We start from the raw sequence: 20,511 nt of genomic DNA, 5'->3' as shown, positions 1-20,511 counted from the left end.
CAGACCATGTTGGCGAGATACATGCTCAAGCGCACGGTGCACGCCGTGCTCGTGCTTCTCGCGGTGCTGGTCGTGGTTTGGGTGCTGGTCAACCAGGTCGGTGACCCTGCCAGGCTGATACTTCCCCCTTCGGCCAGCCATCAGTTGTATTTGGACACCCGGGCCTCGATGGGCCTGGACGACCCGGTGCTGGTTCGGTTCTGGCGTTCGTTCTCCGGCTGGCTGCAGCTCGACTTCGGTAACTCGTTGTGGCAGAAAGTTCCCGCGCTGCCGTTGGTGCTCGAGCGTCTACCGGCGACATTGCTGTTGACGTTGGCGACATTCCTCGTGGCGGTCCCCATCTCACTTTCGCTCGGGGTACTTTCCGCGCTGCGGCCGGATGGACTTCTCGACCGGATCCTGACCGCGGTTTCGCTGGCAGGGGTTTCGATCGCAGACTTCTGGCTGGGCCTGATGCTGATCTTGTTGTTCGGTGTTCAACTTCATTTGCTACCGACTTCCGGCTACGGCGGTTTGGAATTCCTTGTCCTGCCCGTATTGACGCTTGCCTTCCGGCCGGTCGGGCGACTTGCCCAGATTGCGCGGTCGGCGCTTGTGGAGGAGATGCAGAAGCCTTACATCGTTACGTTGAGGGCCCAAGGCATGTCGGAGGGCCGCATCGTGCGCCGCCACGCCCTCAAGAACAGCCTCATCCCGATCATCACCGTCGGTGGTGACGAACTGGCAAGCTTCCTCAACGGTGCAGTGGTGATCGAAACCATCTTCGCCTGGCCAGGAATCGGAAGCTTGTTCATCCAAGCGATAGAAAGACGCGACTTGCCACTGGTTCTGGCGTGCGTATTCGTGATCGCCACGTTGGTCATCATCGTCAACCTGATCATCGATCTGACTTATGCGTGGATCGACCCGCGGGCGTCATTGATTGTGAGTTCCCGCAGGCAACGGCGGGGTCGCGGACCTGTTACGCCGTCGACGATGGCTGTACACGGAACAAGTGACGGGCGGAGCGCTGCAGGCGAAGGCGTGGGACCGACACCGGAATCCATGTCACCGGCGCCGACATAAATCTCACAACAACTACGTGAAAGGAGACGAATGAGCGAGGGGGCTCAGCCCGGACCGTTGGCCGGCATTCGCGTGCTGGATTTCACAGAGCGAATGCAGGGACCGTACGGCACACAGATCCTGGCCGATCTCGGGGCGGACGTTATCAAGGTCGAACGGCGAATATCGCTGACAGTCGACGGGCGCCCCGATGAAAGGTACGGGCCGAACGGACGTTACGGGCAGGACCCAGCCGATACCTCGTTCTACGCCGCGGGATTCCTAGCCGCCAATCGGAACAAGAAGAGCGTCACGGTGGATCTGAAGAATCCCGAAGGCAAACGGGTTATCGAGCGTCTCGTCGGGATGTGTGATGTCGTCTACGAGAATTTCCGGCCAGGAGTGATGACGCGGCTGGGCTTCGGATACGACGAGTGTGCCAGGATCAATCCGTCGATCATCTACGCCTCGGCCTTCGGATATGGCTCAGACGGACCGTATCAGCGCAGGCCCGGTCAGGACGTGCTGGTCCAAGCCATCAGCGGTTTCGGCGCGATCAACGTCGCTGCTGACGGGCGGCCCACGCCGGTCGGGATGTCAATCACCGACCTGTTGGGTGGCATGAACGGCGCCATAGCGGTGCTCGCGGCGTTACGTCACCGCGACCGCACCGGTGAAGGGCAGCGAGTCGAGGTCAATCTGCTGTCGAGTGCGATCGCGGCGCAATCCGAACAGGCCGTGCACTTTCTCAACACCGACGTGGGCGAACCGCATCGCGGCACCGTCATGCACGCACACCCGTATATCCCCGCGCCCTACGGGTTCTATGCCACCAAGGACGGATATCTCGCCTTATCCAGCGGCCGCCAGATTCCCGAGCTCTCCCGGATCCTCGGGTTGCCCGAACTCGTCACCGACCCCCGGTTCGCCACGCCGCGCGCACGTAATGAACACCGCGAGGAGTTCGAGACGCTGCTCGAAGACGCGCTGCAGCATAAGACGACGGCCGAGTGGATGGAGTTGATGGAGCCCGAGGGCCTGTTCGCCGCGCCGGTCAAATCGTTCGGCGAGGCGTTCACCGACGAACAGGTTCTTCAGCAGGAGATGATCGTAACCATCGACTCTCCCGTAGGCGAGCTGAAACTTCCTGCCCCGCCGTACAAATTGTCTCGCACACCGGCGTCGGTGCGGACTGCACCGCCAAAGCACGGACAGCACACCGACGAGGTACTCGAGGCAGCAGGTTTCAGCCCAGCCGAGATCGCGCGACTGCGTGAATGCGAGGCGATCTGATGATTGCGCAAGGACCGTTGAACAGTATCCGTGTGCTCGACTTCACCGAGCGGATGCAGGGGCCTTATGCGACGCAGATGTTGGCCGACATGGGCGCCGACGTGGTCAAGGTCGAACGGAGAGTGGCGATCACGCCCGACGGGCGGGTCGACGACAGGTATGGCGCCAACGGGCGCTACGGCCGTGACCAGGACGACTCGACGATCTATGCAGCGGGTTTTCTGGCCAACAACCGCAATAAGCGCAGCCTCACTGTGGACCTCAAAACAGCTGCCGGACAGGCGATGATCCACCGACTCATCCCGAAGTTCGACATCGTCTACGAAAACTTCCGGCCAGGCGTCATGGAGCGTCTCGATCTCGGATACGAACGCTGCCGCGAACTCAACCCGAAGATCATTTACGTCTCGGCGACTGGATATGGACCGAATGGCCCGCATGCCCAAAAGCCGGGGCAAGACGTCCTGATCGAGGCGCGGACAGGATGGGGAGAGATAAACAGCGTCGACGGAAAGCCGGTTCCCGTTGCGACCGCGATAGCAGACACCCTTGGTGCGATGAATGGTGCGTTCGGGACCGTGTGCGCCATCGTGCACGCGCTGCGCACAGGTGAGGGCCAACGCGTGCGAACGAGCCTGTATGAGAGCGCGATCGCCGGCATGGCGGAGTGGGGTTTTCATTACCTGAATTCACCACAGGGCGCGCCGCGTCGCCCCCGCCCCGGCCACGCCAGCCCGTACACGCCGCCGCCCTATGGGTTCTACGCCACCAAGGACGGACACATCGCCCTGTCCAGCGGGCGCCAGATAGGAAAGTTGTCCCGAATTCTCGGAATCGACGACCTGTCGCAGGATGACCGGTTCGCCACATACTGGGCCCGGTATGAGAACCGCGAGGAGTTCGCCGCAATAATCGAGAAAGCGTTGTCCGCCAAGACGACAGCGGAGTGGGTGGAGCTGATGGAGGCGGAAGATATGTTCGTCGCGCCTGTGAACACGATGGACGAGGCCTTCGCGGACCCGGCGGTAGCCCACGCTGAGATGGTCGTCGAGCTGGATACCCCCGCCGGGCCGCTCAAGTTCTTCGGGGTGCCCTACAAGCTCGACCGCACCCCGGCCAGCGTACGGACGCCACCGCCGTTGCACGGTGAACATACCGACCAGGTGCTCGCCGAAGCGGGTTTCACCGAGGATGAGATCGCGGAACTGCGTAGCTCGCAGGCTATTTGATCACCAGCTCGTCGGTCGCGAGCGTGCGTGAACTCCCGATTTTCCACGGCGTGTCGCCTGCAGACACGCACGCTCGCGGGTACGGGGAGGGGCTCGCCGGCAAGGGGGCTCGCCGGCAAGGGGGGCTCGCCGACAAGGGGAGGGCCCGAAGTTTAAATGGCCATGGCGGCGCGGACGTCGGCTTCTGAGGCCGAGCCGCCGGCGCCGCTGGAGGTGATGCGGCCCGACTCCAGAATGTAGTAGCGCTGCGAGGACTCCAGCGCGAAGCCGATGTGCTGCTCGACGAGCAGGACGCCGAGATCGCCACGCTCGGTCAGCTCGGTGATCACCGATTCGATCTCGGCGACCACCGACGGCTGAATGCCCTCGGTCGGCTCGTCGAGGATCAGGCATTTGGGGCTGGTGATCAGGGCGCGGGCGATGGCCAACTGCTGGCGCTGCCCGCCCGACAGCAGCCCGGCCCGCCGGTTGAGCAGTTCCTTCAGCGCGGGGAACAGGTCGAGTTGCTCGTCGATCAAGGCCTTGCCGTCCTTCCTGCCGTCGGCGACGACTTGCAGGTTCTCCATCGTCGTCAGTTGTCCGAACGACTGTTGGCCCTGCGGCACATACGCCAACCCGCGATCGACGCGCGCGCTCGGCCGCAGCCGCGTGATGTCCTCGCCGTCGAAAATCACCTCGCCCGCAAAGCATTTCAGCAACCCCACCGCGGCTCGCAGCAGCGTGGTCTTGCCCGCGCCGTTGTGTCCCATCACCGCGGCCACCCCGTCGGAAGGCACCTCGATGCTGACACCGTGGATGACTTCTGAGCGGCCGTAGCCGGCGCGCACATCGACAAGTTGAAGCACTATGCGCCCTCCTCGACGAGGTTTCCGGCCGCCGCGGTGCCCAGGTACACCTCTTGCACCTTCGGGTCGGCTTGGACATCGGCCACCGATCCTTCGGCGATGACCTTGCCGCGGGCCAGCACCGTCACCGACGTGGCGAACGCGCGCATGAAGTCCATGTCGTGTTCGACGGCGACGACGGTGCGCTCGGCGCCGATGCGGCGCAACAGGTTCCCGGTCTCCTCGCGTTCTTCGGTGCTCATGCCCGCAACGGGCTCATCGAGCAGCAACACGTCGGCGTTCTGCACAAGCAGCATGCCGATCTCGAGCCACTGCTTCTGGCCGTGCGCCAGCACACCGGCGGGCTTATCGGCCAGATGCGACAGCCCGGTGATCTCCAACGCCTCCTCGATCGAGGGCAACACACCGGCGCGGCGGCGCAGCAGCGTCCAAAACGAACGCCCCGCACCCGCAGCGATATCCAGGTTCTGCAGCACGCTCAACTGCTCGAAGACGCTGGCGGTCTGAAACGTTCGGCCCACACCGGCCCGTGCGATCTGATGCACCTTCTTGCCGAGCAACTCCACACCCGACTTGTTGACCGACCCCGTCGCGGGCACCAGTCCGGTGATCGCGTCGATCACCGTCGTCTTGCCTGCACCGTTCGGCCCGATCAGGAACCGCAGATCGCCCTGGAACAGCGTCAGGTCGACACCGTCGACGGCCTTGAAACCGTCGAAGTCGACAGTCAGACCGCGCACTTGGAAATACTGCGTGCCCATGCCGGCGTTGCCGCCGGCCACCGGTTGCTTCTCCGGGGTGGTCATAAGGTGGCCCCCACCTTCTCGGTCGACTCCGCCTCGTCGAGGTCACGAGCTTCGGTCGGCTTGGTCTTGCGTCGGCGTCGCAGCCGCGACAGCAGCCCGCCCAGCCCCGCAAGCCCGGCCGGGAAGAAGCCCACCACGACGATGAACAGCAGACCCTGTGCGTATGTCCACTCCGACGGAAACCGTTCGGAGAACAGCGTTTGCGCCCACGCGACACCGATCGCGCCGAGCACCGGGCCCAGCAGCGTGGTGCGTCCGCCGATCGCCACGCCGATCAGGAACGCGATCGACGGCAGGATGCCGACCTGCGACGGCGCGATGAAACCCACGATCGGTGCGAACAACGCGCCGGCGATGCTGGCGAACAGCGCCGCGACGGTGTAGGCCACCACCTTGATGTTGGCCGGGTCGTAGCCCAAAAACCGCACGCGCTCTTCCCCGTCACGCACCGCGACCAATAGCTCGCCGTAGCGGCTCTGCATCAGTTGCCGCACCACCGCCACGACGACGAGCAGCACCGCGGCGGCGATGAAGTACAGCATCCGCCGGTTCGCCGGATCGTTGAGGGTGAACCCGAAGAACGTCCGAAACCGGTTGAGCCCGTTGCTGCCTCCCAGGCTGGTCTGGCCGACCAGCAGGATGGCCAGCGCGGCGGCCAGCGCCTGCGACAGGATCGCGAAGTAGGCGCCCTTGACCCGCCGCTTGAATACGCCGAGCCCCAGCACCGCCGCCAGCGCGGTCGGCAGCACCACGATGGCCATCAGCGTGAACGCGGGGGAGGCGAACGGCTCCCAGAAGGAGGGCAGTTCGCGCACACCGGCGATCTGCATGAAGTCCGGCACGTCGTCGCCGCGCAATTGGGCATCGGCGATCTTCAGGTGCATGCCCATCATGTAGCCGCCGAGGCCGAAGAACACTCCCTGGCCGAGCACCAGCATTCCGCCGCGGCCCCAGGCCAATCCGATGCCGACGGCCACGATCGCAAAGCACAAGAACTTGCCCAACAGGCTGAGTCGGAAGTCCGACAGCGCGACGGGCGCGACACCGAACAGCATCACCGCCGCCACCCCGAATCCGGCCCACGTCTGCCAGCGGCCCAGTATTGCGGTCGAGAATTTCACGCCAGGCTCCTTGTCCGAACGGTGAACAACCCCTGGGGACGGACCTGCAGGAAGACCACGATGATCGCGAAGACGATGACTTTGGCCAGCGAGGCGGTCGTGTTGTACTCGATGAACGAGTTCAAAAAGCCCAGCGCCAACGCCGCGATCACGGTGCCCTTGATCTGGCCGAGTCCGCCGACCACCACGACGAGGAACGCGTCGATCAAATAGCTCTGCCCGATCGTCGGGCTCGTCGAACCGATCAACGTCAGCGCCACACCGGCGACCGCGGCCAGACCCGAACCGATGAAGAACGTCGTGATGTCGGTCCGCCGCGACGAGATGCCGCTGGTCTCAGCGAGATCGCGGTTCTGTACCACCGCCCTGATCCGTCGGCCCATCGGGCTGACCTTCAACACAATCGCGAGCACCGCGACGCACAGCGCCGCCAGCACCAGGATGAAGATGCGGGTCTTGGGCACCACCGCGCCCAGAATCTCCATGCCACCCGACAGCCACGGCGGGGCGACGACATTGACCGCGGGCGCGCCGAAGATGTCGCGGGCCACCTGCTGCAGGATCAGCCCGACGCCGAACGTCACCAGCAGCGTGTCCAGCGGCCGGCCGTACATCCGTTGAATCAGGGTGACCTCGAGCAGCGCCCCCATCGCGCCGCCGATGAGGAATCCGACGATCAGCGAGATCAGCAGCGACGCACCGGCGCTCGACACGATCTGCTGCACGACGTAGGCGGTGTAGCAGCCGGCCATGATGAACTCGCCGTGCGCCATGTTGATGACGCCCATCTGGCCGAACGTCAGCGACAACCCCAGCGCAGCAAGCAACAGGATCGAGGCGAGACTCAATCCCGTTGCAAGCTGCCCGACTACAGCATCCATACCGGGGTCAGCTGTTGAGCCCGGCGGCCCACGGGTAGGACTTCAGGTATGGGTCCGGCTCGATCGGCCCCGGCGACTCCCAGATCGTGTAGATCAATCCGTCAGGACGGATCTCGCCGATGCGGGCGGTCTTGGTGATGTGGTGGTTCTCGCCGTCGATGGTCACCTGACCCTCGGGGGCGTCGAACGTCACGCCGCCTGCGTTGTCTTGAATCGCCTTGACGTCGAACGACTTCGCTTTCTCGACGGTGTTCTTCCACAGATACACGGAGACGTAGGCGGCCTCCATCGGGTCCGACGTCGGCTTGTTCGCGCCAAACTTGTCCTTGTACGCCTTGACGAACGCCTTGTTGACCGGGTTGTCGACAGTCTCGTAGTAGTTCCACGCGGTGAGTTGGCCGGTGATGTTCTGCACACCGATGCCGCCGACCTCCTCCTCGGCGATCGACACCGACACCACCGGCATGGTCTGCGGCGTCAGGCCGACGTTGCGGTACTCGCGGAAGAACGCGACGTTGGAATCGCCATTGAGGGTGTTGAACACGGCGTCGGCGCCTGCGGTGCGGACCTTGTTGACGATCGTGGAGAAGTCGGTCGAGCCGAGCGGCGTGTAGTCCTCACCCTTGATCTCGATGCCGTTGGCGTCGGCGTAGGCCTTGATTATGCGGTTGGCGGTCTGCGGGAAGACGTAGTCGCTGCCCACCAGATACAGCGATTTGATGCCCTTCTGCTTGAGATAGTCGAGCGCGGGCACGATCTGCTGGTTGGTGGTGGCTCCGGTGTAGAAGATGTTCTTCGACGACTCGAGCCCCTCATACTGCACGGGGTAATACAGCAGCGAGTTCGCGCTCTCGAATACCGGCAGCATCGCCTTGCGACTCGACGAGGTCCACCCGCCGAACACCGCGGCAACGCAGTCGCTGCTGATCAGCTTCTCGGCCTTCTCCGCGAAAACGGTTGGCTCGGAGGCTCCGTCCTCGCCGACGAGCTCGATCTGCTTGCCCAGCACGCCGCCGTCGCTGTTGATCTGTTCCACGGCGAGGTCGATCGCGTGACGCACGGTGACCTCGGAGATCGCCATGGTCCCCGACAGCGAGTTCAACGCTCCCACCTTGATCGTCGGACCCGATGTGTCGACGCATGACTCGGCGTTTGCCGCGTCGGTCTCGGTTGCCTTGCTGCCGCACCCAGTCAGCAGCAGGGTGGTGGTGGCCGCCACGCTTCCCGCGGCCAGCGCCGCCCGTCTCAGCGAGGAACGTCGTTGATGTCGCATGCACAGCCTTTCGTTTTGCTAACAGGGCCTAAGCGTCGTTTCGGGACGTTAGAGCGCCGGTGTTTCTCCGAAATGACTGTGTGTGACGAACAAATTAATGCGCCGGTGGACCGCGATTGTTGACTCCTGTAACGGTCCGGTACCGTCGGGCGATGTGACTGGCATGCGAACAGCGACAACCAGGGTCGGGGCGGCGTTGATGTTGGCAGTTGCGTCAGTTGCGGTGGCGCATGCAACGGCGAACGCTGAGCCCGCCGCTCCCAATGTCCGATACACCCTCACGTCGGGGACCGGCGTGACGTTCAACGTGAACTATCTGGTTGCTCAACCGCCGAGCAAGGAGGCGTACAACGGCGATCCGTACGCCTACCTGAAGAAGGAGCAGGTGAGCACCGCCCAGCCGTGGGTGTTCGAAACGACGCTGGAGGACCCGCAGTGGGCCACCATCGATGCGAGCGCAGCCGCGCACGGCGGGCAGGCAGCCCCGAATGCCCACTGCGAGATCGCGGTTGACGGCCAGGTCGTCGTGCAGAACGACGGGCCCTATACGGCGCGGTGCCAGCTGAGCAACTGGTGATCTAGGCGCTGGCCGCAGCCAGCTCGACCCCAGGCGCGTCGACGAACAACAGGCGGTTGTCGTCGCCCGCCGCGGTGATCAGTTCGAGCTCCCCGAAACGGCTGGCCGCCTTGCTGACCAGGCATACGCGCACAGTCACGGGTGCGGTGGCGCTGACGAGCGGATGCGCGCAGTCGGCCGTGGCGCCGCCGAAGGCGATGACCAAGTTCTCGCGTGCCCGCACGGCACGCAGACCGCTGTCCGTCTCGAGCAGCGCGCCCACGGGTGCGTCTTCCTCGAAGATCAGCTTGCACAATCGAACGCCGGTGCGCGGCCGAAGATCAGCCTCTTCGCCGCGTGACCGGAGCCAGCCGGTCAACGAGAGCGCGGGCAGCGACGGGCTCAGTTCGATCGTGCCGACGACCGCCGCCTCGACCTTCTCGGCGCGGGCGGTGCTGCGCATCGGCGCCATGTGCCTGCTGCCGACGCGGTCGTAGATGAGGCCACTCGGCGCCGCTGCGCAGCGATGCGCCCACTGCTCGAGCGCCGCGCCGAAGAAAGGTTCGATGGCGCCGCGGGTGGTTTTCGCCGGCGGCGCGATGGTTTCGGCGGCGCGTACCGGCCACAGCGCTTGAGCAGGGCCGCCGAAGCCGAAGGCGTAGTCGAATCCCGCGAGGTGCCTGGTGGTCTGGCCGTCGCCGCCCCGGTATCCGAGTCGGGAGCCTACGTCGTTGCCTGCGACCGGTTGCGTGACGGCCAGGTACGCATCGCGATCGGCGTTCGCCGCGACCAGTGCCGTCGCCAGCACGCCGTCCTCGGCTCCGACACAGAGCACGTCGACCTCGTGATCCCACTGTGTCTCGGTGAACATAACCTCAACTCCCAACGCGGACATAGCGGCTCACTTCATTCAGTCGTGCGTGGATGTTTTCCATCTCGGCGACGATCTTGGCGGTCTGGTCAGGTGTGGCGAGATTGGCGACGGTGCGGCGGTCCCACCACATCAATTTGGTTCGGAAGCGTTCGTCCGGATACGGCGTGGATCGGATCGGTGCCACGACGCCACCCGACGAGCGCCAGCGCGCAAGAACGTGCTGTGCGCAGGTGGCCATGCCGAATTGCACGTCGAGCGCGGCGAGCACCTGACAGCCGGTGCGGGCCAGCGATGCGGTGAGGCGACGGTTGCGGTCGCCGTCGGTGGTCACCCACGCGGTCTTCATTTCGACGACGCCGAACGGGATGCGGTCGGCGATCATCTTGCGAACCAGCGGCTGGCTGGGCTGGCCCGCCCACTCGTCGACCGCGTGTGTCTGGTCGGGTGAGGTGAGTGGGCCGATGGCGCGGATGCCGCCGACCACCTTTCCCTTGCGGTCGAGCATCGACCAGAACAGCGTCGTGTCACGCAAGAGGCGGGTCGCGTCGACGTCGATCGCCTGGCTCGCGCCGATCTTTGCGTAGCTACGCTGGGCGCCGGCCAGGTACTCGCGCCACAAACCGCGGTCGTCCGACGGTCGAGCAATCACCACGGTGCACTCGGCGTCGGGATCCCACCAGCTCACGGGGAAGCCGTCGATGCCCTCGGGGGCGGACGTGTAGGGCAGTTCGACGACCGTCATCGCGCCTCCCATCGAGCCGGTGTTCGACCAGATACCGCTTCGGCCTCTGTCAAAAATCGACAATCTGATGCAGATCTAGCAATCTAACAAGGGAAACTAGATAGTGCTAGTGAAGTGACAAAAATCCAATTGATAATGATCTAAGCTAAATATTTGAACGTTGCTGAGCACATCTCGTAGAGCCCCTCTGGCCCGCGTGTCCGGCCCACGGCATGATCGCGGTATGCGCGGTACGCCTGAAACGATGCGGGCCAGTGTGTTGACAGAGGTGGGCAGCCTGGCCGTCGAAGACCGTCCAGTACCCACGCCGGCACCGCACGAGGTGCTGGTCGAGGTGGCCGCCGTCGGGGTGTGCGGCTCCGATGTGCATTACTACCGGCACGGCCGGATCGGCGATTACGTCGTCACCGCGCCGCTGATTCTCGGCCACGAGTTGTCCGGCCGGATCGCTGCGGTCGGTGCGGCGGTCGAACCCACCCGCGTCGGCCAGCGGGTCGCGATTGAACCGCAGCATCCCTGCCGGCGGTGTCGGCAGTGCATGGCGGGCCGCTACAACCTCTGCCCGCACATGCGGTTCTTCGCGACGCCGCCGGTCGACGGGGCGCTGTGCCGCTACGTCACGATCGACGCCGAGATGGCCCATCCGGTGCCGGATTCCATGTCCGATGAGGCCGCGGCGCTGCTGGAACCGCTGTCGGTCGCGATCGCCGCGATGCGCAAGGCCGCCGTTGCGCCCGGGTCGAGCGTGCTCATCGCCGGAGCCGGGCCGATCGGCGTCATCTGCGCGCAGACCGCGCGGGCGTTCGGCGCCAGCCGCATCGTGGTATCGGATCCGGTCGCCGCGCGGCGCGAGCGGGTGGCCGAGTTCGGCGCCACCGAGGTCCTCGACCCGGCCGCGGTCGACATCGCGGCCCTCGATCCGAAGGTCGACGCGTTCGTCGACGCCAGCGGCGCGCCGCCCGCCGTGGTCAGCGGCATCAAGGCGGTCGCACCCGCGGGCCGGGTGGTGCTTGTCGGGATGGGTGCCGACAACTACACGCTGCCGGTGTCCTACATCCAGAACATGGAGCTGATCGTGACCGGCGTGTTCCGCTACACGGACACGTGGCCGGCCGCGATCCACCTCGTGACATCTGGGGCCGTGGACCTGGACTCGCTGGTCACCGGCCGCTTCGACCTCGAGCATGTCGCCGACGCGCTGAACAGTGACTCCGATCCCGCCAGCCTCAAGTCAATCGTGCGCCCTGGTGCTTGACATCGCTTCGAACGTCCGTTCGAATTGAGGTATGTCCACTGACTCAAACTTTTTGACAGGGTCGCGTTATCCACAACGCGGCCGATGTTGAGGAGGTTGAGTGAGGGATGGTCAGATCGCGTCGAACGAAGATTCCCGCCGAGGAGAAGACCCGCTTGGTGCTGGCTGTACTGGCTGGGGAGATGTCTGGTGCTGAAGCCGCGCGGCGGTGTGGGGTGTCGGCAGTACAGGTGACCAAGTGGAAGCATCAGTTCCTCGAGGCCGGGGCCGAGCGGCTACAGGAAGTACCCAGTGGCCCTGCCGGCACGAAGGGCAGCCCCGAGCAGCGGCGGCTGCAGCTGGAGAACGAACAGCTCAAACTCGCGCTGGCCGAAGCGACCGTGCAGCTGCGGATCTGGCAACGCGGCGCCGCTTTGGCCGACCAGGTCCCTTCCAAGACCTCGAAATCCTGAGAGAGGCGGCGGGTCTGCCGGTTTCGAGGTTCGCGTGTCTAGCCGGTATCCCGGAGCGGACCTACCGGCGCCGGCTGGCTCGGATGCGAGCCGGTGATCCGCCGAAGGGCCCATGGCCAGCTCCGGTTGTGGACCGCATCGAAGACTTGGCGGTCAAATATGCCGAAGAATGGCCGGCCTGGGGCTACCGCAAGATCGCGGCCTTGATGCGCGCCGATGGCCACGAGGTCACCAACTCCTCGGTACAACGAGCATTACGGCGTCGGGGACTGCTGCTGCCGCAAGGCTTCCGAGCCGACCGAAAGTCATGGGCGGCGTTGCGGCGACGCGTTTTTCATGATCCGCCGACAGAGCGCAACCGGGTATGGCAGACCGACTTCTCCGAGTTCGAAACCGCCCACGGCGGGATCTGGCGGATCAGCGCGGTCATCGACTACGTCACCAAATACTGCCTGGCCATCACGGTCACACCCACCAGCCGTGGCCGCGACGCCGCGCACTGCGTGAGACTGGCCGTCGAAGAGGCGACCGCAGTCCTGAACCTGGCCGACCTACGCCTCGACCGCGGTGAAATGGACGTCCTCGACGCCGACGACAACGTCATCGGCCAAACGCCTGCACCCATCGCCATCGTGTCCGACAACGGCCCCTGTTACCGCGGGAAAGATTTCCGGACGCTATTCACCGGCCCAGACCCTCTCCTGCGCCACATCCGCACACGCATCAAGTCCCCACAAACCAACGGCGTCATCGAGCGGTTCTTCGAGACGCTCAAATACGAACACCTCTTCCGCGGCTACATCGGCGACGGTGACGCCCTCGACATGGAAGCTCACCGCTTCCGGATCATCTACAACACCATCAGACCGCACCAGGCCCTCAATGACCGCACCCCAAAGCAGGCCTACTTTCACCCCATTACCCACGAAACCCTGCCAACTTCTTGACTCAAGACAGAGGCCCACCGACAAATCTTGGTCCGCGCCGCTTCGTCATCAGCTCGGTTTGTTGTGGCTGATTCCTCATCGGCGCTGCGCGCCGCTTTCGTCATCAGCCGTGTGCGATCCGCAACAGCTCCGCCACACTCGTCAGCTTCACGCGCGGCCTGCCGCCCGCGCCGCCGGTCTTGCGTTCGTGTTCGTCGATCAGCTTCCAGTGATCGTCGGTGACGACCTTCGGTTGGCGCGACACCAGCCACTCGGCCAGCTCCTCGGCGTGGTTTTCGCCGAAGTCGGCCAGCGTGGCATTGCGAAGGTCGGCGACCAGCGTGTCGACGGTCTCCTGCGAGTCGCTCTTGTTGCTGCCGATCACGCCCGTCGGCCCGCGCTTGATCCACCCGACGACGTATTCGTTGCGGCTGCCTTCGACCCGGCCGGCGCGGTGCGGGATGGTGCCGCTGCGGTCGTCGAACGGCAGGCCCGGCGTCGCCACACCGCGGTAACCGACCGCGCGTACCACCAACTGCGCCGGGATCTCCTCGCGCTCGCCGGTGTCCTTGGCGACCACTCTGCCGCTTTCGTCGCTGACCAACTCGTTGCGGCCCAGCACGATCGACTCGACCTTGCCGGCACCCTTGATCTCGATCGGGGACGTGCAGAACCGGAACACGATGCGGCGACTGGCGCCCTTGGGCGGCCGCTCGGCGTAGCCGCGCAACACCTTGATGTTGTTGCGGACGGTCTTGGACGCGGCCTCCAGATCCTCGTCGGTGATGTCGGCGAAATCAGCGGGGTCGACGATCACATCGACGTCGGCGAGGCCTTCCAGGTGGCCGAGCTCGCGCAGCTCCAGGGTGGTGAAGGGGGCCTGCAACGGCCCGCGCCTGCCGATGATGAGGACTTCCTCGACACCGCGGTCGTGCAACGCCTGCAGCGCGTGGTCGGCGATGTCGGTGGTTGCCAGCACATCGGGATCGGTGACCAGGATGCGCGCCACGTCGAGCGCGACGTTGCCGTTTCCGACCACCACAGCCCGCCCGGTGGAGAGGTCCGGCGTGATCTCGCCGTAGTGCGGATGCGCGTTGTACCAGCCGACGAAATCGACCGCGGCGATGCTGCCCGGCAGATCCTCACCGGGGATGTTCAGCGGGCGGTCGGACTGTGCGCCGACGGCATAGATCACCGCGTCGTAGCGCTCGGCCAGCTCGGCGGGCTGCACATGTTCACCGACGGCGACGTTGCCGAAGAACCGAAAACGGGGATCGAGCGCTGTCTTTTCGAACTGCGCGCTGATCGACTTGATCTTCGGGTGGTCCGGCGCCACGCCCGAGCGGACCAGCCCCCACGGTGTCGGGAGCATCTCGAGCATGTCGACCCGCACGTCGGCTTCGTCGTCGCTGTCGGCGAACTTCAGCAGTGACGCGGCAGCGAAGTACCCGGAGGGTCCTGCGCCGACGATCGCTACGTGGTACGGGCGTCTTTGGGGCATATGTTTGCCTTACTGTCGCTGCTCGGCGACGGGCAAGGGGCTGTCGCATCTGTCGCCAAGCTGGTTCCCCCAACTGATGCTAGAACCTGATGCTAGAACGCGAACCTCCGCGGCTGCCGCTGGTCAGGGAGAACTGTGTCGCCGGTAACCTGAACTTCCGTGGATCCTGACCGTCAAGCCGATATCGCCGCCCTCGACGCCACCCTGACGACGGTGGAGCGGGTGCTTGACGTGGACGGGCTGCGCAGCCGCATCGAAAAGTTGGAACACGAGGCATCCGACCCGAACCTCTGGGACGACCAGGCGCGCGCGCAGCGCGTCACGAGTGAGCTGTCGCATGCCCAGGGCGAACTGCGCCGCGTGGAGGAACTTCGGCAGCGCCTCGACGATCTGCCGGTGCTCTACGAGTTGGCCGCCGAGGAAGGCGGCAGCGAGGAGCTGGCCGAGGCCGACGCCGAGCTCAAACAGCTGCGCGAGGACATCGAGGCCATGGAGGTCCGCACGCTGCTGTCCGGCGAGTACGACGAGCGCGAGGCGTTGGTCAACATCCGCTCCGGGGCCGGCGGTGTGGATGCCGCCGACTGGGCCGAGATGCTGATGCGGATGTACATCCGCTGGGCGGAAAAGCACAACTATCCCGTCGAGATTTTCGACACGTCCTACGCCGAGGAAGCGGGCATCAAGAGCGCCACCTTCGTGGTGCACGCCCCTTACGCCTACGGCACGTTGTCGGTGGAGCAGGGCACCCACCGCCTGGTCCGAATCAGCCCCTTCGACAACCAGAGCCGGCGCCAGACGTCGTTCGCCGAAGTCGAAGTGCTTCCCGTCGTCGAGACCACCGACCACATCGAGATTCCAGAAAGCGATGTGCGCGTCGACGTGTACCGCTCCAGCGGACCCGGCGGGCAGTCGGTCAACACCACCGATTCAGCGGTTCGGCTGACCCACATCCCGACCGGCATCGTGGTGACCTGTCAGAACGAGAAGTCCCAGTTGCAGAACAAGATGTCGGCGATGCGCGTTCTTCAGGCAAAATTGCTGGAGCGCAAGCGTTTAGAAGAGCGAGCCGAGTTGGATGCGCTGAAGGGTGACGGCGGCAGCTCGTGGGGCAACCAGATGCGTTCGTATGTACTGCATCCCTACCAGATGGTGAAGGACCTGCGCACCGACTACGAAGTCGGCAACCCCGCCGCGGTACTCGATGGTGACATCGACGGATTCCTCGAGGCAGGAATCCGATGGCGCAACACACAAAATGACGACAAGTAGCACAGTCCAGGCTCTGGATTTCGCCAACGGCTGGAAGAACTTCTGGCACGGCGACATTGGCGTGTGGATCCTCGGCCGCGGCGTGCCGATAGCTCTGCTTTTGATCGGCGGCCTGTTGGCGGCCCGATTCATCAACTGGGCGGCCCAGAAGGTCGTCCGGCAGCTCGATGAGCAATACCGCGAAAGCGATCAGCTGGTCCGTTCCGAAAGCACCAAGCACCGGCAGGCGGTGGCCTCGGTGGTGTCGTGGGTGTCGGTGGCATTGCTGTTCGTCGTGGTGGGGGTGCAAATCACCGACACCCTCGCCATTCCCATCGGGTCGCTGGTGGCGCCTGCCGCGGTGTTGGGCGCCGCGCTCGGTTTCGGCGCGCAGAAGATCGTCCAGGACCTGCTGGCCGGCTTTTTCATCATCACCGAAAAGCAGTACGGTTTCGGCGATCTGGTGACGCTTTCCATGGTCGGCGTCGACGATGCGACAGGCACGGTTGAGGAAGTGACGCTGCGCGTGACCAAGCTTCGATCCTCCGAGGGTGAGGTGTTCACGATCCCCAACGGCCTGATCATCAAGTCCACCAACCTGTCCAAGGACTGGGCGCGCGCCGTCGTCGACATTCCTGTGCCGGCGACGGCCGATCTCAACGTGGTCAACGACGTGCTGCACGGTGTGGCGGAAAGCGCGACGGACGACCATGCGCTCAAGGATCTGCTGCTCGACGCGCCGCAGCTGATGGGCGTGGAGAGCATCGAATTGGACACGGTGAACTTGCGCATGGTGGCGCGCACGTTGCCGGGCAAGCAGTACGAGGTCGGCCGGCGGATCCGAGTGCTCGTGGTGCGGGAGCTTCGCCGTGCAGGCATCGTCGCGCACGACGGAAATGCGCCGGTCGTTGCCGCACTGCCGCACCCGGCTGAAACTCCCGCGGAGGACGACGGAATCCAGCGACCCGCGGAGCAGAAGCAGTGAGGTCGTGGTTTCGCGCCAAGCTCGGCCGCATCAGGGTGTCCACCGCCGTGCTGGCCATCGCGTTCATGGTGTTGTTCTGGGTGCAGCAGACGTTCCCGCCGGAGCCGGCGCCCGAACCGCCCGCCCCCGCGGTCGTCCCGCCCGGCTTCGTCCCGGACCCCAACTACACCTGGGTGCCGCGCACGCAGGTCCGCCGACCCAGGGAACCGACGAACACCACGACCAGGACGACGATCACCACGACGACCACAACCACGACGACGACACCGCCGTCAGAGACCACCACGAGTCCCACCGATGTGCCGCCCCCATCGACGACGGTGATCGACCCTGACGGCATCGGACCGCTGCCGCCGCAGACGCTGATGCAGGTGCCGGAGACAGACCCCAACGTGCCGCCGACCGAGACTCCGCCGACTTCGCCGCTGCCGGGAGTGGTCCCACCCTCGCCGGAGGCCCCGAGATAGCCAGACAGGCCCTACCGTGTCTCACCGCTACACTGGCGTGCCGTGATGATCGCCCTTGACCGTGTCAGCAAGCAGTACAAGTCCTCGGCTCGACCCGCGCTGGACAATGTGTCGGTCAAGATCGACAAGGGCGAGTTCGTCTTTCTCATCGGCCCCTCCGGTTCGGGCAAGTCGACGTTCATGCGTCTGCTGCTGGCCGAGGAGCATCCGACCGCGGGCGACATCCGCGTCTCCAAGTTCCACGTCAACAAGCTGCCGGGCCGTCACATCCCGAGCTTGCGGCAGGTCATCGGGTGCGTTTTCCAGGACTTTCGGCTGCTGCAGCAGAAGACCGTCTTCGAGAATGTCGCTTTCGCGCTCGAGGTGATCGGCAAGCGGCGCGACGTGATCAACCGCGTCGTGCCCGATGTGCTTGAGATGGTGGGGCTGTCGGGCAAGGCGAACCGGCTGCCGGCAGAGCTGTCCGGCGGCGAGCAGCAGCGCGTGGCGATCGCCCGCGCATTCGTCAATCGGCCGCTGGTGCTGTTGGCCGACGAGCCGACGGGGAATCTCGATCCCGAAACCAGTAAGGACATCATGGATTTGCTCGAGCGCATCAATCGCACCGGGACGACGGTGCTGATGGCCACGCACGACCATCACATCGTCGACTCGATGCGCCAGCGCGTCGTCGAGCTCAGCCTGGGCCGGCTCGTTCGCGATGAGCAGCGCGGCATCTACGGAATGGATCGCTAGTGCGCTTCGGCTTCCTGCTCAACGAGGTCTGGACCGGCTTTCGTCGCAACGTCACCATGACGATCGCGATGATCTTGACCACCGCGATCTCGATCGGATTGTTCGGCGGTGGTCTGCTGGTCGTGCGGTTGGCCGACCAGTCACGCCACATCTACCTCGACCGCGTCGAGAGCCAGGTGTTCTTGACCAACGACGTCTCGGCCAACGACCCCAACTGCGACGCCGACCCGTGCAAGGCGCTGCGCACAATGATCGAGGACCGCGACGACGTGCGCTCGGTGCGCTTCCTCAACCGCGACGAGGCCTACCAGGACGCGATCCAGAAGATCCCGCAATTCAAAGACGTCGCAAGCAAGGACGCTTTCCCCGCGTCATTCATCGTCAAGCTGGAGGATCCCGAGCAGCACGTGGAATTCGACGACGCCATCGCGGGGCAACCCGGAGTGCGTAACGTGCTCAACCAGAAAGACTTGATCGACCGGCTTTTCGCGGTCCTCGACGGAATGTCCAACGCAGCATTCGCGATCGCTCTCGTCCAGGCGGTTGGCGCAGTCCTGTTGATCGCCAACATGGTTCAAGTCACCGCCTACACCCGCCGAACCGAGATCGGCATCATGCGACTCGTCGGCGCGAGCCGCTGGTACACGCAGTTGCCGTTCCTCGTCGAGGCCATGCTGGCCGCCTTGATCGGTGTGGTCATCGCGATCATCGGCCTGATCGCGGTGCGGGCACTGTTCTTGGAGAACGCGCTCAACCAGTTCTATGAAGCCAATCTGATCGCCAAGGTCGACTACGCTGATGTGCTGTACTACAGCGCGCCCTGGATGCTGTTCCTCGGCCTGACGATGGCGGGCATCACCGCTTATGTGACCCTGCGTCTTTACGTTCGAAGATAGCCATGGCCAAGAAAGCCGACCCGACAAGGTCAAGCAACAATCGCGTGATCGCGACCAATCGCAGGGCGCGGCACAATTACTCGATTCTGGAGACCTTCGAGGCCGGTATCGCGCTGGTGGGCACCGAGGTGAAGAGCCTGCGCGAGGGACAGGCCTCACTGACCGACGCGTTCGCGACCGTCGACGACGGCGAGGTGTGGCTGCGAAACCTGCACATCCCCGAGTATCACCACGGCACCTGGACCAATCACGCTCCGCGGCGCAACCGCAAACTGTTGTTGCACCGCAAGCAGATTGACATGCTCACGGGCAAGATCCGCGACGGCAACCTGACGCTCGTTCCGTTGTCGCTGTACTTCACCGACGGCAAGGTCAAGGTCGAACTGGCGCTGGCCCGCGGCAAGCAGGCCCACGACAAACGCCAAGACATCGCGCGGCGCGACGCGCAGCGCGAGGTGGCTCGTGAATTGGGTCGACGCGCCAAGGGCATGACCTGATCGGGATCGCCCTGGCGCTGGCCTCGGCTGCGGGTTACGGCATCAGCGACTTCGTCGGCGGCATCGCGTCGCGACGGGTGCCCGCGCTCCGGGTGGTGCTGGTGTCCTATCCGGTCGCGCTGGTGCTGTTGTTAGGGCTGGCGAGCCTTGTCGGCGGCGACATCTCGGGCGGCGCGGTCTTCTGGGGTGCGCTGTGCGGGATCTCGCAGGGGTTCGGCGTGTGGTGGTTCTACGCAGCGCTGGGGTCCGGCCCGATATCGGTGGTGTCGCCGTTGACGGCGGTGCTGGTCGCGGCGCTACCCGTCGGGGTCGGTCTGGCGTTGGGAGAGCGCCCCGCCGCGATCGCCCTCGTCGGCGTCGTAATTGCGCTGGCGGCCGTGGTGCTGGTCAGCCGAGAAACCACCGATGAGGACGTCACCCCGCATCGGTTCACCAAGAAGGTCGCGTGGCTGACGGTCGGCACCGGGATCGCTTTCGGGATGAACTTCGTGCTGATCGCGCAGGCGCCACCCGACGCGGGGCTGTGGCCGCTGGTGTTCGCACGGGTGGCCGCCACCGCGCTGGTGCTCCTGGCCGCGGTCATCACGGCCAACCTGTCGCCGCCGCGCGGGACACCGCTGCGGCTGGCCTTGCTCGCCGCGGCGCTCGACGTCGGGTCGAATGTCGCGATGCTGTTGGCGCTGCACGCCTCGCTGCTGTCGCTGGCCGGTGTGTTGATGTCGCTGTATCCGGCGGCCACGGTGTTGCTCGCGATCGTGGTGCTGCGGGAGCGAGTGACGCGCTGGCAAGCGGTCGGCATGGTGCTCGCCCTGACCGCAGTGGCGATGATCGCCGCGGGATAACCGTCACCCCCCGTTTGCTCGATGAGGCATCATGGCAAAAGCT

22 protein-coding genes are annotated in these 20,511 nt (G+C 64.9%); 14 read left to right on the top strand and 8 right to left on the bottom strand.

Features of this window, described 5'->3' with window-relative positions; translation table 11 throughout:
- Positions 1-6 precede the first annotated feature (6 nt).
- Genes CQY20_RS07055 through CQY20_RS07045 form a run of 3 tightly spaced genes read left to right on the top strand, consistent with a single transcriptional unit; the run spans position 7 to position 3,566 of the window.
- Complete coding sequence (locus CQY20_RS07055; protein ID WP_097939361.1) at positions 7-1,065, top strand: ABC transporter permease; 1,059 nt, start codon at positions 7-9, stop codon at positions 1,063-1,065.
- Positions 1,066-1,095: 30 nt separating this feature from the next.
- Complete coding sequence (locus CQY20_RS07050; protein WP_097939360.1) at positions 1,096-2,337, top strand: CaiB/BaiF CoA transferase family protein; 1,242 nt, start codon at positions 1,096-1,098, stop codon at positions 2,335-2,337.
- Complete coding sequence (locus CQY20_RS07045) at positions 2,337-3,566, top strand: CaiB/BaiF CoA transferase family protein (protein WP_163700317.1); 1,230 nt, start codon at positions 2,337-2,339, stop codon at positions 3,564-3,566. Before CQY20_RS07050 ends, CQY20_RS07045 begins: the two co-directional genes overlap by 1 nt.
- A 152-nt stretch (positions 3,567-3,718) precedes the next feature.
- Here the strand turns inward: CQY20_RS07045 and urtE are convergent, their stop codons facing one another.
- The 5 genes from urtE to urtA all read right to left on the bottom strand — a co-directional run bounded on the left by urtE (position 3,719) and on the right by urtA (position 8,492).
- Entirely contained in the window at positions 3,719-4,411 is a 693-nt protein-coding gene (urtE, locus tag CQY20_RS07040) for an urea ABC transporter ATP-binding subunit UrtE (RefSeq protein ID WP_097939358.1), read from the bottom strand.
- On the bottom strand, positions 4,411-5,217 hold the full coding sequence (gene urtD, locus CQY20_RS07035) for an urea ABC transporter ATP-binding protein UrtD (protein ID WP_097939357.1): 807 nt from the start codon (positions 5,215-5,217) through the stop codon (positions 4,411-4,413). Before urtD ends, urtE begins: the two co-directional genes overlap by 1 nt.
- Positions 5,214-6,272, bottom strand: a complete 1,059-nt coding sequence (gene urtC, locus CQY20_RS07030; RefSeq protein ID WP_097939416.1) for an urea ABC transporter permease subunit UrtC — start codon at positions 6,270-6,272, stop codon at positions 5,214-5,216. Before urtC ends, urtD begins: the two co-directional genes overlap by 4 nt.
- Positions 6,273-6,334: 62 nt before the next feature.
- The gene (gene urtB / locus CQY20_RS07025; protein WP_097939356.1) at positions 6,335-7,219 is read right to left on the bottom strand and encodes an urea ABC transporter permease subunit UrtB; all 885 of its coding nucleotides are present in this window, start codon (positions 7,217-7,219) and stop codon (positions 6,335-6,337) included.
- 7 nt (positions 7,220-7,226) lie between these two features.
- Complete coding sequence (gene urtA, locus CQY20_RS07020) at positions 7,227-8,492, bottom strand: urea ABC transporter substrate-binding protein (RefSeq protein ID WP_097939355.1); 1,266 nt, start codon at positions 8,490-8,492, stop codon at positions 7,227-7,229.
- A gap of 163 nt (positions 8,493-8,655) precedes the next feature.
- Here urtA and CQY20_RS07015 point away from each other — a divergent pair, with 163 nt between their 5' ends.
- Positions 8,656-9,069, top strand: a complete 414-nt coding sequence (locus CQY20_RS07015; RefSeq protein ID WP_097939415.1) for an Rv2576c family protein — start codon at positions 8,656-8,658, stop codon at positions 9,067-9,069.
- Between the two features lies 1 nt (position 9,070).
- On the opposite strand, the gene CQY20_RS07010 is transcribed toward CQY20_RS07015, so the two are convergent.
- A complete protein-coding gene (locus CQY20_RS07010; RefSeq protein WP_097939354.1) occupies positions 9,071-9,919 on the bottom strand; it encodes an FAD-dependent oxidoreductase in 849 nt (282 codons plus the stop codon).
- 4 nt (positions 9,920-9,923) lie between these two features.
- On the bottom strand, positions 9,924-10,664 hold the full coding sequence (locus CQY20_RS07005; protein WP_097939353.1) for a hypothetical protein: 741 nt from the start codon (positions 10,662-10,664) through the stop codon (positions 9,924-9,926).
- Between the two features lie 223 nt (positions 10,665-10,887).
- Between CQY20_RS07005 and CQY20_RS07000 the strand changes: the two genes are divergently transcribed.
- The 3 genes from CQY20_RS07000 (at position 10,888) to CQY20_RS06990 (ending at position 13,318) form a co-directional block, all read left to right on the top strand.
- A complete protein-coding gene (locus tag CQY20_RS07000) occupies positions 10,888-11,919 on the top strand; it encodes an NAD(P)-dependent alcohol dehydrogenase (RefSeq protein ID WP_097939352.1) in 1,032 nt (343 codons plus the stop codon).
- A 107-nt stretch (positions 11,920-12,026) separates the two neighbouring features.
- Positions 12,027-12,371 (top strand): transposase, encoded by a 345-nt coding sequence (locus CQY20_RS06995; RefSeq protein ID WP_097939351.1) that lies wholly within the window; start codon positions 12,027-12,029, stop codon positions 12,369-12,371.
- A gap of 128 nt (positions 12,372-12,499) precedes the next feature.
- Positions 12,500-13,318 carry an integrase core domain-containing protein gene (locus CQY20_RS06990; RefSeq protein ID WP_163700506.1) on the top strand — a complete coding sequence of 273 codons (819 nt, stop codon included), beginning with the start codon at positions 12,500-12,502 and terminating at the stop codon, positions 13,316-13,318.
- Positions 13,319-13,421: 103 nt separating this feature from the next.
- Here the strand turns inward: CQY20_RS06990 and CQY20_RS06985 are convergent, their stop codons facing one another.
- Positions 13,422-14,798, bottom strand: a complete 1,377-nt coding sequence (locus CQY20_RS06985) for an FAD-dependent oxidoreductase (RefSeq protein WP_097939349.1) — start codon at positions 14,796-14,798, stop codon at positions 13,422-13,424.
- A 159-nt stretch (positions 14,799-14,957) separates the two neighbouring features.
- On the opposite strand from CQY20_RS06985, the gene prfB reads away from it, so the two are divergent.
- From prfB to CQY20_RS06950, 7 genes are read left to right on the top strand one after another with little or no spacing between them, the layout of a single operon-like run.
- A complete protein-coding gene (gene prfB / locus CQY20_RS06980) occupies positions 14,958-16,067 on the top strand; it encodes a peptide chain release factor 2 (RefSeq protein WP_097939348.1) in 1,110 nt (369 codons plus the stop codon).
- A complete protein-coding gene (locus tag CQY20_RS06975) occupies positions 16,054-17,031 on the top strand; it encodes a mechanosensitive ion channel family protein (RefSeq protein ID WP_097939347.1) in 978 nt (325 codons plus the stop codon). The genes prfB and CQY20_RS06975 overlap by 14 nt, the downstream gene beginning before the upstream one ends.
- Positions 17,028-17,498 carry an Rv3103c family proline-rich protein gene (locus CQY20_RS06970; protein WP_097939346.1) on the top strand — a complete coding sequence of 157 codons (471 nt, stop codon included), beginning with the start codon at positions 17,028-17,030 and terminating at the stop codon, positions 17,496-17,498. The genes CQY20_RS06975 and CQY20_RS06970 overlap by 4 nt, the downstream gene beginning before the upstream one ends.
- A 45-nt stretch (positions 17,499-17,543) precedes the next feature.
- Entirely contained in the window at positions 17,544-18,233 is a 690-nt protein-coding gene (gene ftsE, locus CQY20_RS06965; RefSeq protein WP_097939345.1) for a cell division ATP-binding protein FtsE, read from the top strand.
- Positions 18,233-19,129 (top strand): permease-like cell division protein FtsX, encoded by an 897-nt coding sequence (gene ftsX / locus CQY20_RS06960; protein WP_097939344.1) that lies wholly within the window; start codon positions 18,233-18,235, stop codon positions 19,127-19,129. The genes ftsE and ftsX overlap by 1 nt, the downstream gene beginning before the upstream one ends.
- A 2-nt stretch (positions 19,130-19,131) precedes the next feature.
- Positions 19,132-19,626: an SsrA-binding protein SmpB gene (smpB, locus tag CQY20_RS06955; RefSeq protein WP_097939343.1), complete on the top strand. Its 495-nt coding sequence runs from the start codon at positions 19,132-19,134 to the stop codon at positions 19,624-19,626.
- On the top strand, positions 19,623-20,468 hold the full coding sequence (locus CQY20_RS06950; protein WP_097939342.1) for an EamA family transporter: 846 nt from the start codon (positions 19,623-19,625) through the stop codon (positions 20,466-20,468). The genes smpB and CQY20_RS06950 overlap by 4 nt, the downstream gene beginning before the upstream one ends.
- Positions 20,469-20,511: the final 43 nt, after the last annotated feature.

Origin of the sequence: Mycolicibacterium agri, assembly GCF_002553505.1 — a bacterium.
Classification (GTDB): Bacteria; Actinomycetota; Actinomycetes; order Mycobacteriales; family Mycobacteriaceae; genus Mycobacterium; species Mycobacterium agri.
Note: the sequence above shows the minus strand (reverse complement) of the source record. Positions and strands in the feature narration are given on the sequence as shown.

Coding starts and splice junctions, on each gene's coding strand:
- smpB (WP_097939343.1), top strand. CDS start 19,132: ATGGCCAAGAAAGCCGACCCGACAAGGTCAAGCAACAATCGCGTGATC.
- urtA (WP_097939355.1), bottom strand. CDS start 8,492: ATGCGACATCAACGACGTTCCTCGCTGAGACGGGCGGCGCTGGCCGCG.
- CQY20_RS06985 (WP_097939349.1), bottom strand. CDS start 14,798: ATGCCCCAAAGACGCCCGTACCACGTAGCGATCGTCGGCGCAGGACCC.
- urtB (WP_097939356.1), bottom strand. CDS start 7,219: ATGGATGCTGTAGTCGGGCAGCTTGCAACGGGATTGAGTCTCGCCTCG.
- CQY20_RS07045 (WP_163700317.1), top strand. CDS start 2,337: ATGATTGCGCAAGGACCGTTGAACAGTATCCGTGTGCTCGACTTCACC.
- CQY20_RS06995 (WP_097939351.1), top strand. CDS start 12,027: ATGGTCAGATCGCGTCGAACGAAGATTCCCGCCGAGGAGAAGACCCGC.
- CQY20_RS07000 (WP_097939352.1), top strand. CDS start 10,888: ATGCGCGGTACGCCTGAAACGATGCGGGCCAGTGTGTTGACAGAGGTG.
- urtC (WP_097939416.1), bottom strand. CDS start 6,272: ATGCTGTTCGGTGTCGCGCCCGTCGCGCTGTCGGACTTCCGACTCAGC.
- CQY20_RS06975 (WP_097939347.1), top strand. CDS start 16,054: ATGACGACAAGTAGCACAGTCCAGGCTCTGGATTTCGCCAACGGCTGG.
- CQY20_RS07010 (WP_097939354.1), bottom strand. CDS start 9,919: ATGTTCACCGAGACACAGTGGGATCACGAGGTCGACGTGCTCTGTGTC.
- ftsE (WP_097939345.1), top strand. CDS start 17,544: ATGATCGCCCTTGACCGTGTCAGCAAGCAGTACAAGTCCTCGGCTCGA.
- urtD (WP_097939357.1), bottom strand. CDS start 5,217: ATGACCACCCCGGAGAAGCAACCGGTGGCCGGCGGCAACGCCGGCATG.
- CQY20_RS07015 (WP_097939415.1), top strand. CDS start 8,656: ATGCGAACAGCGACAACCAGGGTCGGGGCGGCGTTGATGTTGGCAGTT.
- CQY20_RS07050 (WP_097939360.1), top strand. CDS start 1,096: ATGAGCGAGGGGGCTCAGCCCGGACCGTTGGCCGGCATTCGCGTGCTG.
- CQY20_RS07005 (WP_097939353.1), bottom strand. CDS start 10,664: ATGACGGTCGTCGAACTGCCCTACACGTCCGCCCCCGAGGGCATCGAC.
- CQY20_RS07055 (WP_097939361.1), top strand. CDS start 7: ATGTTGGCGAGATACATGCTCAAGCGCACGGTGCACGCCGTGCTCGTG.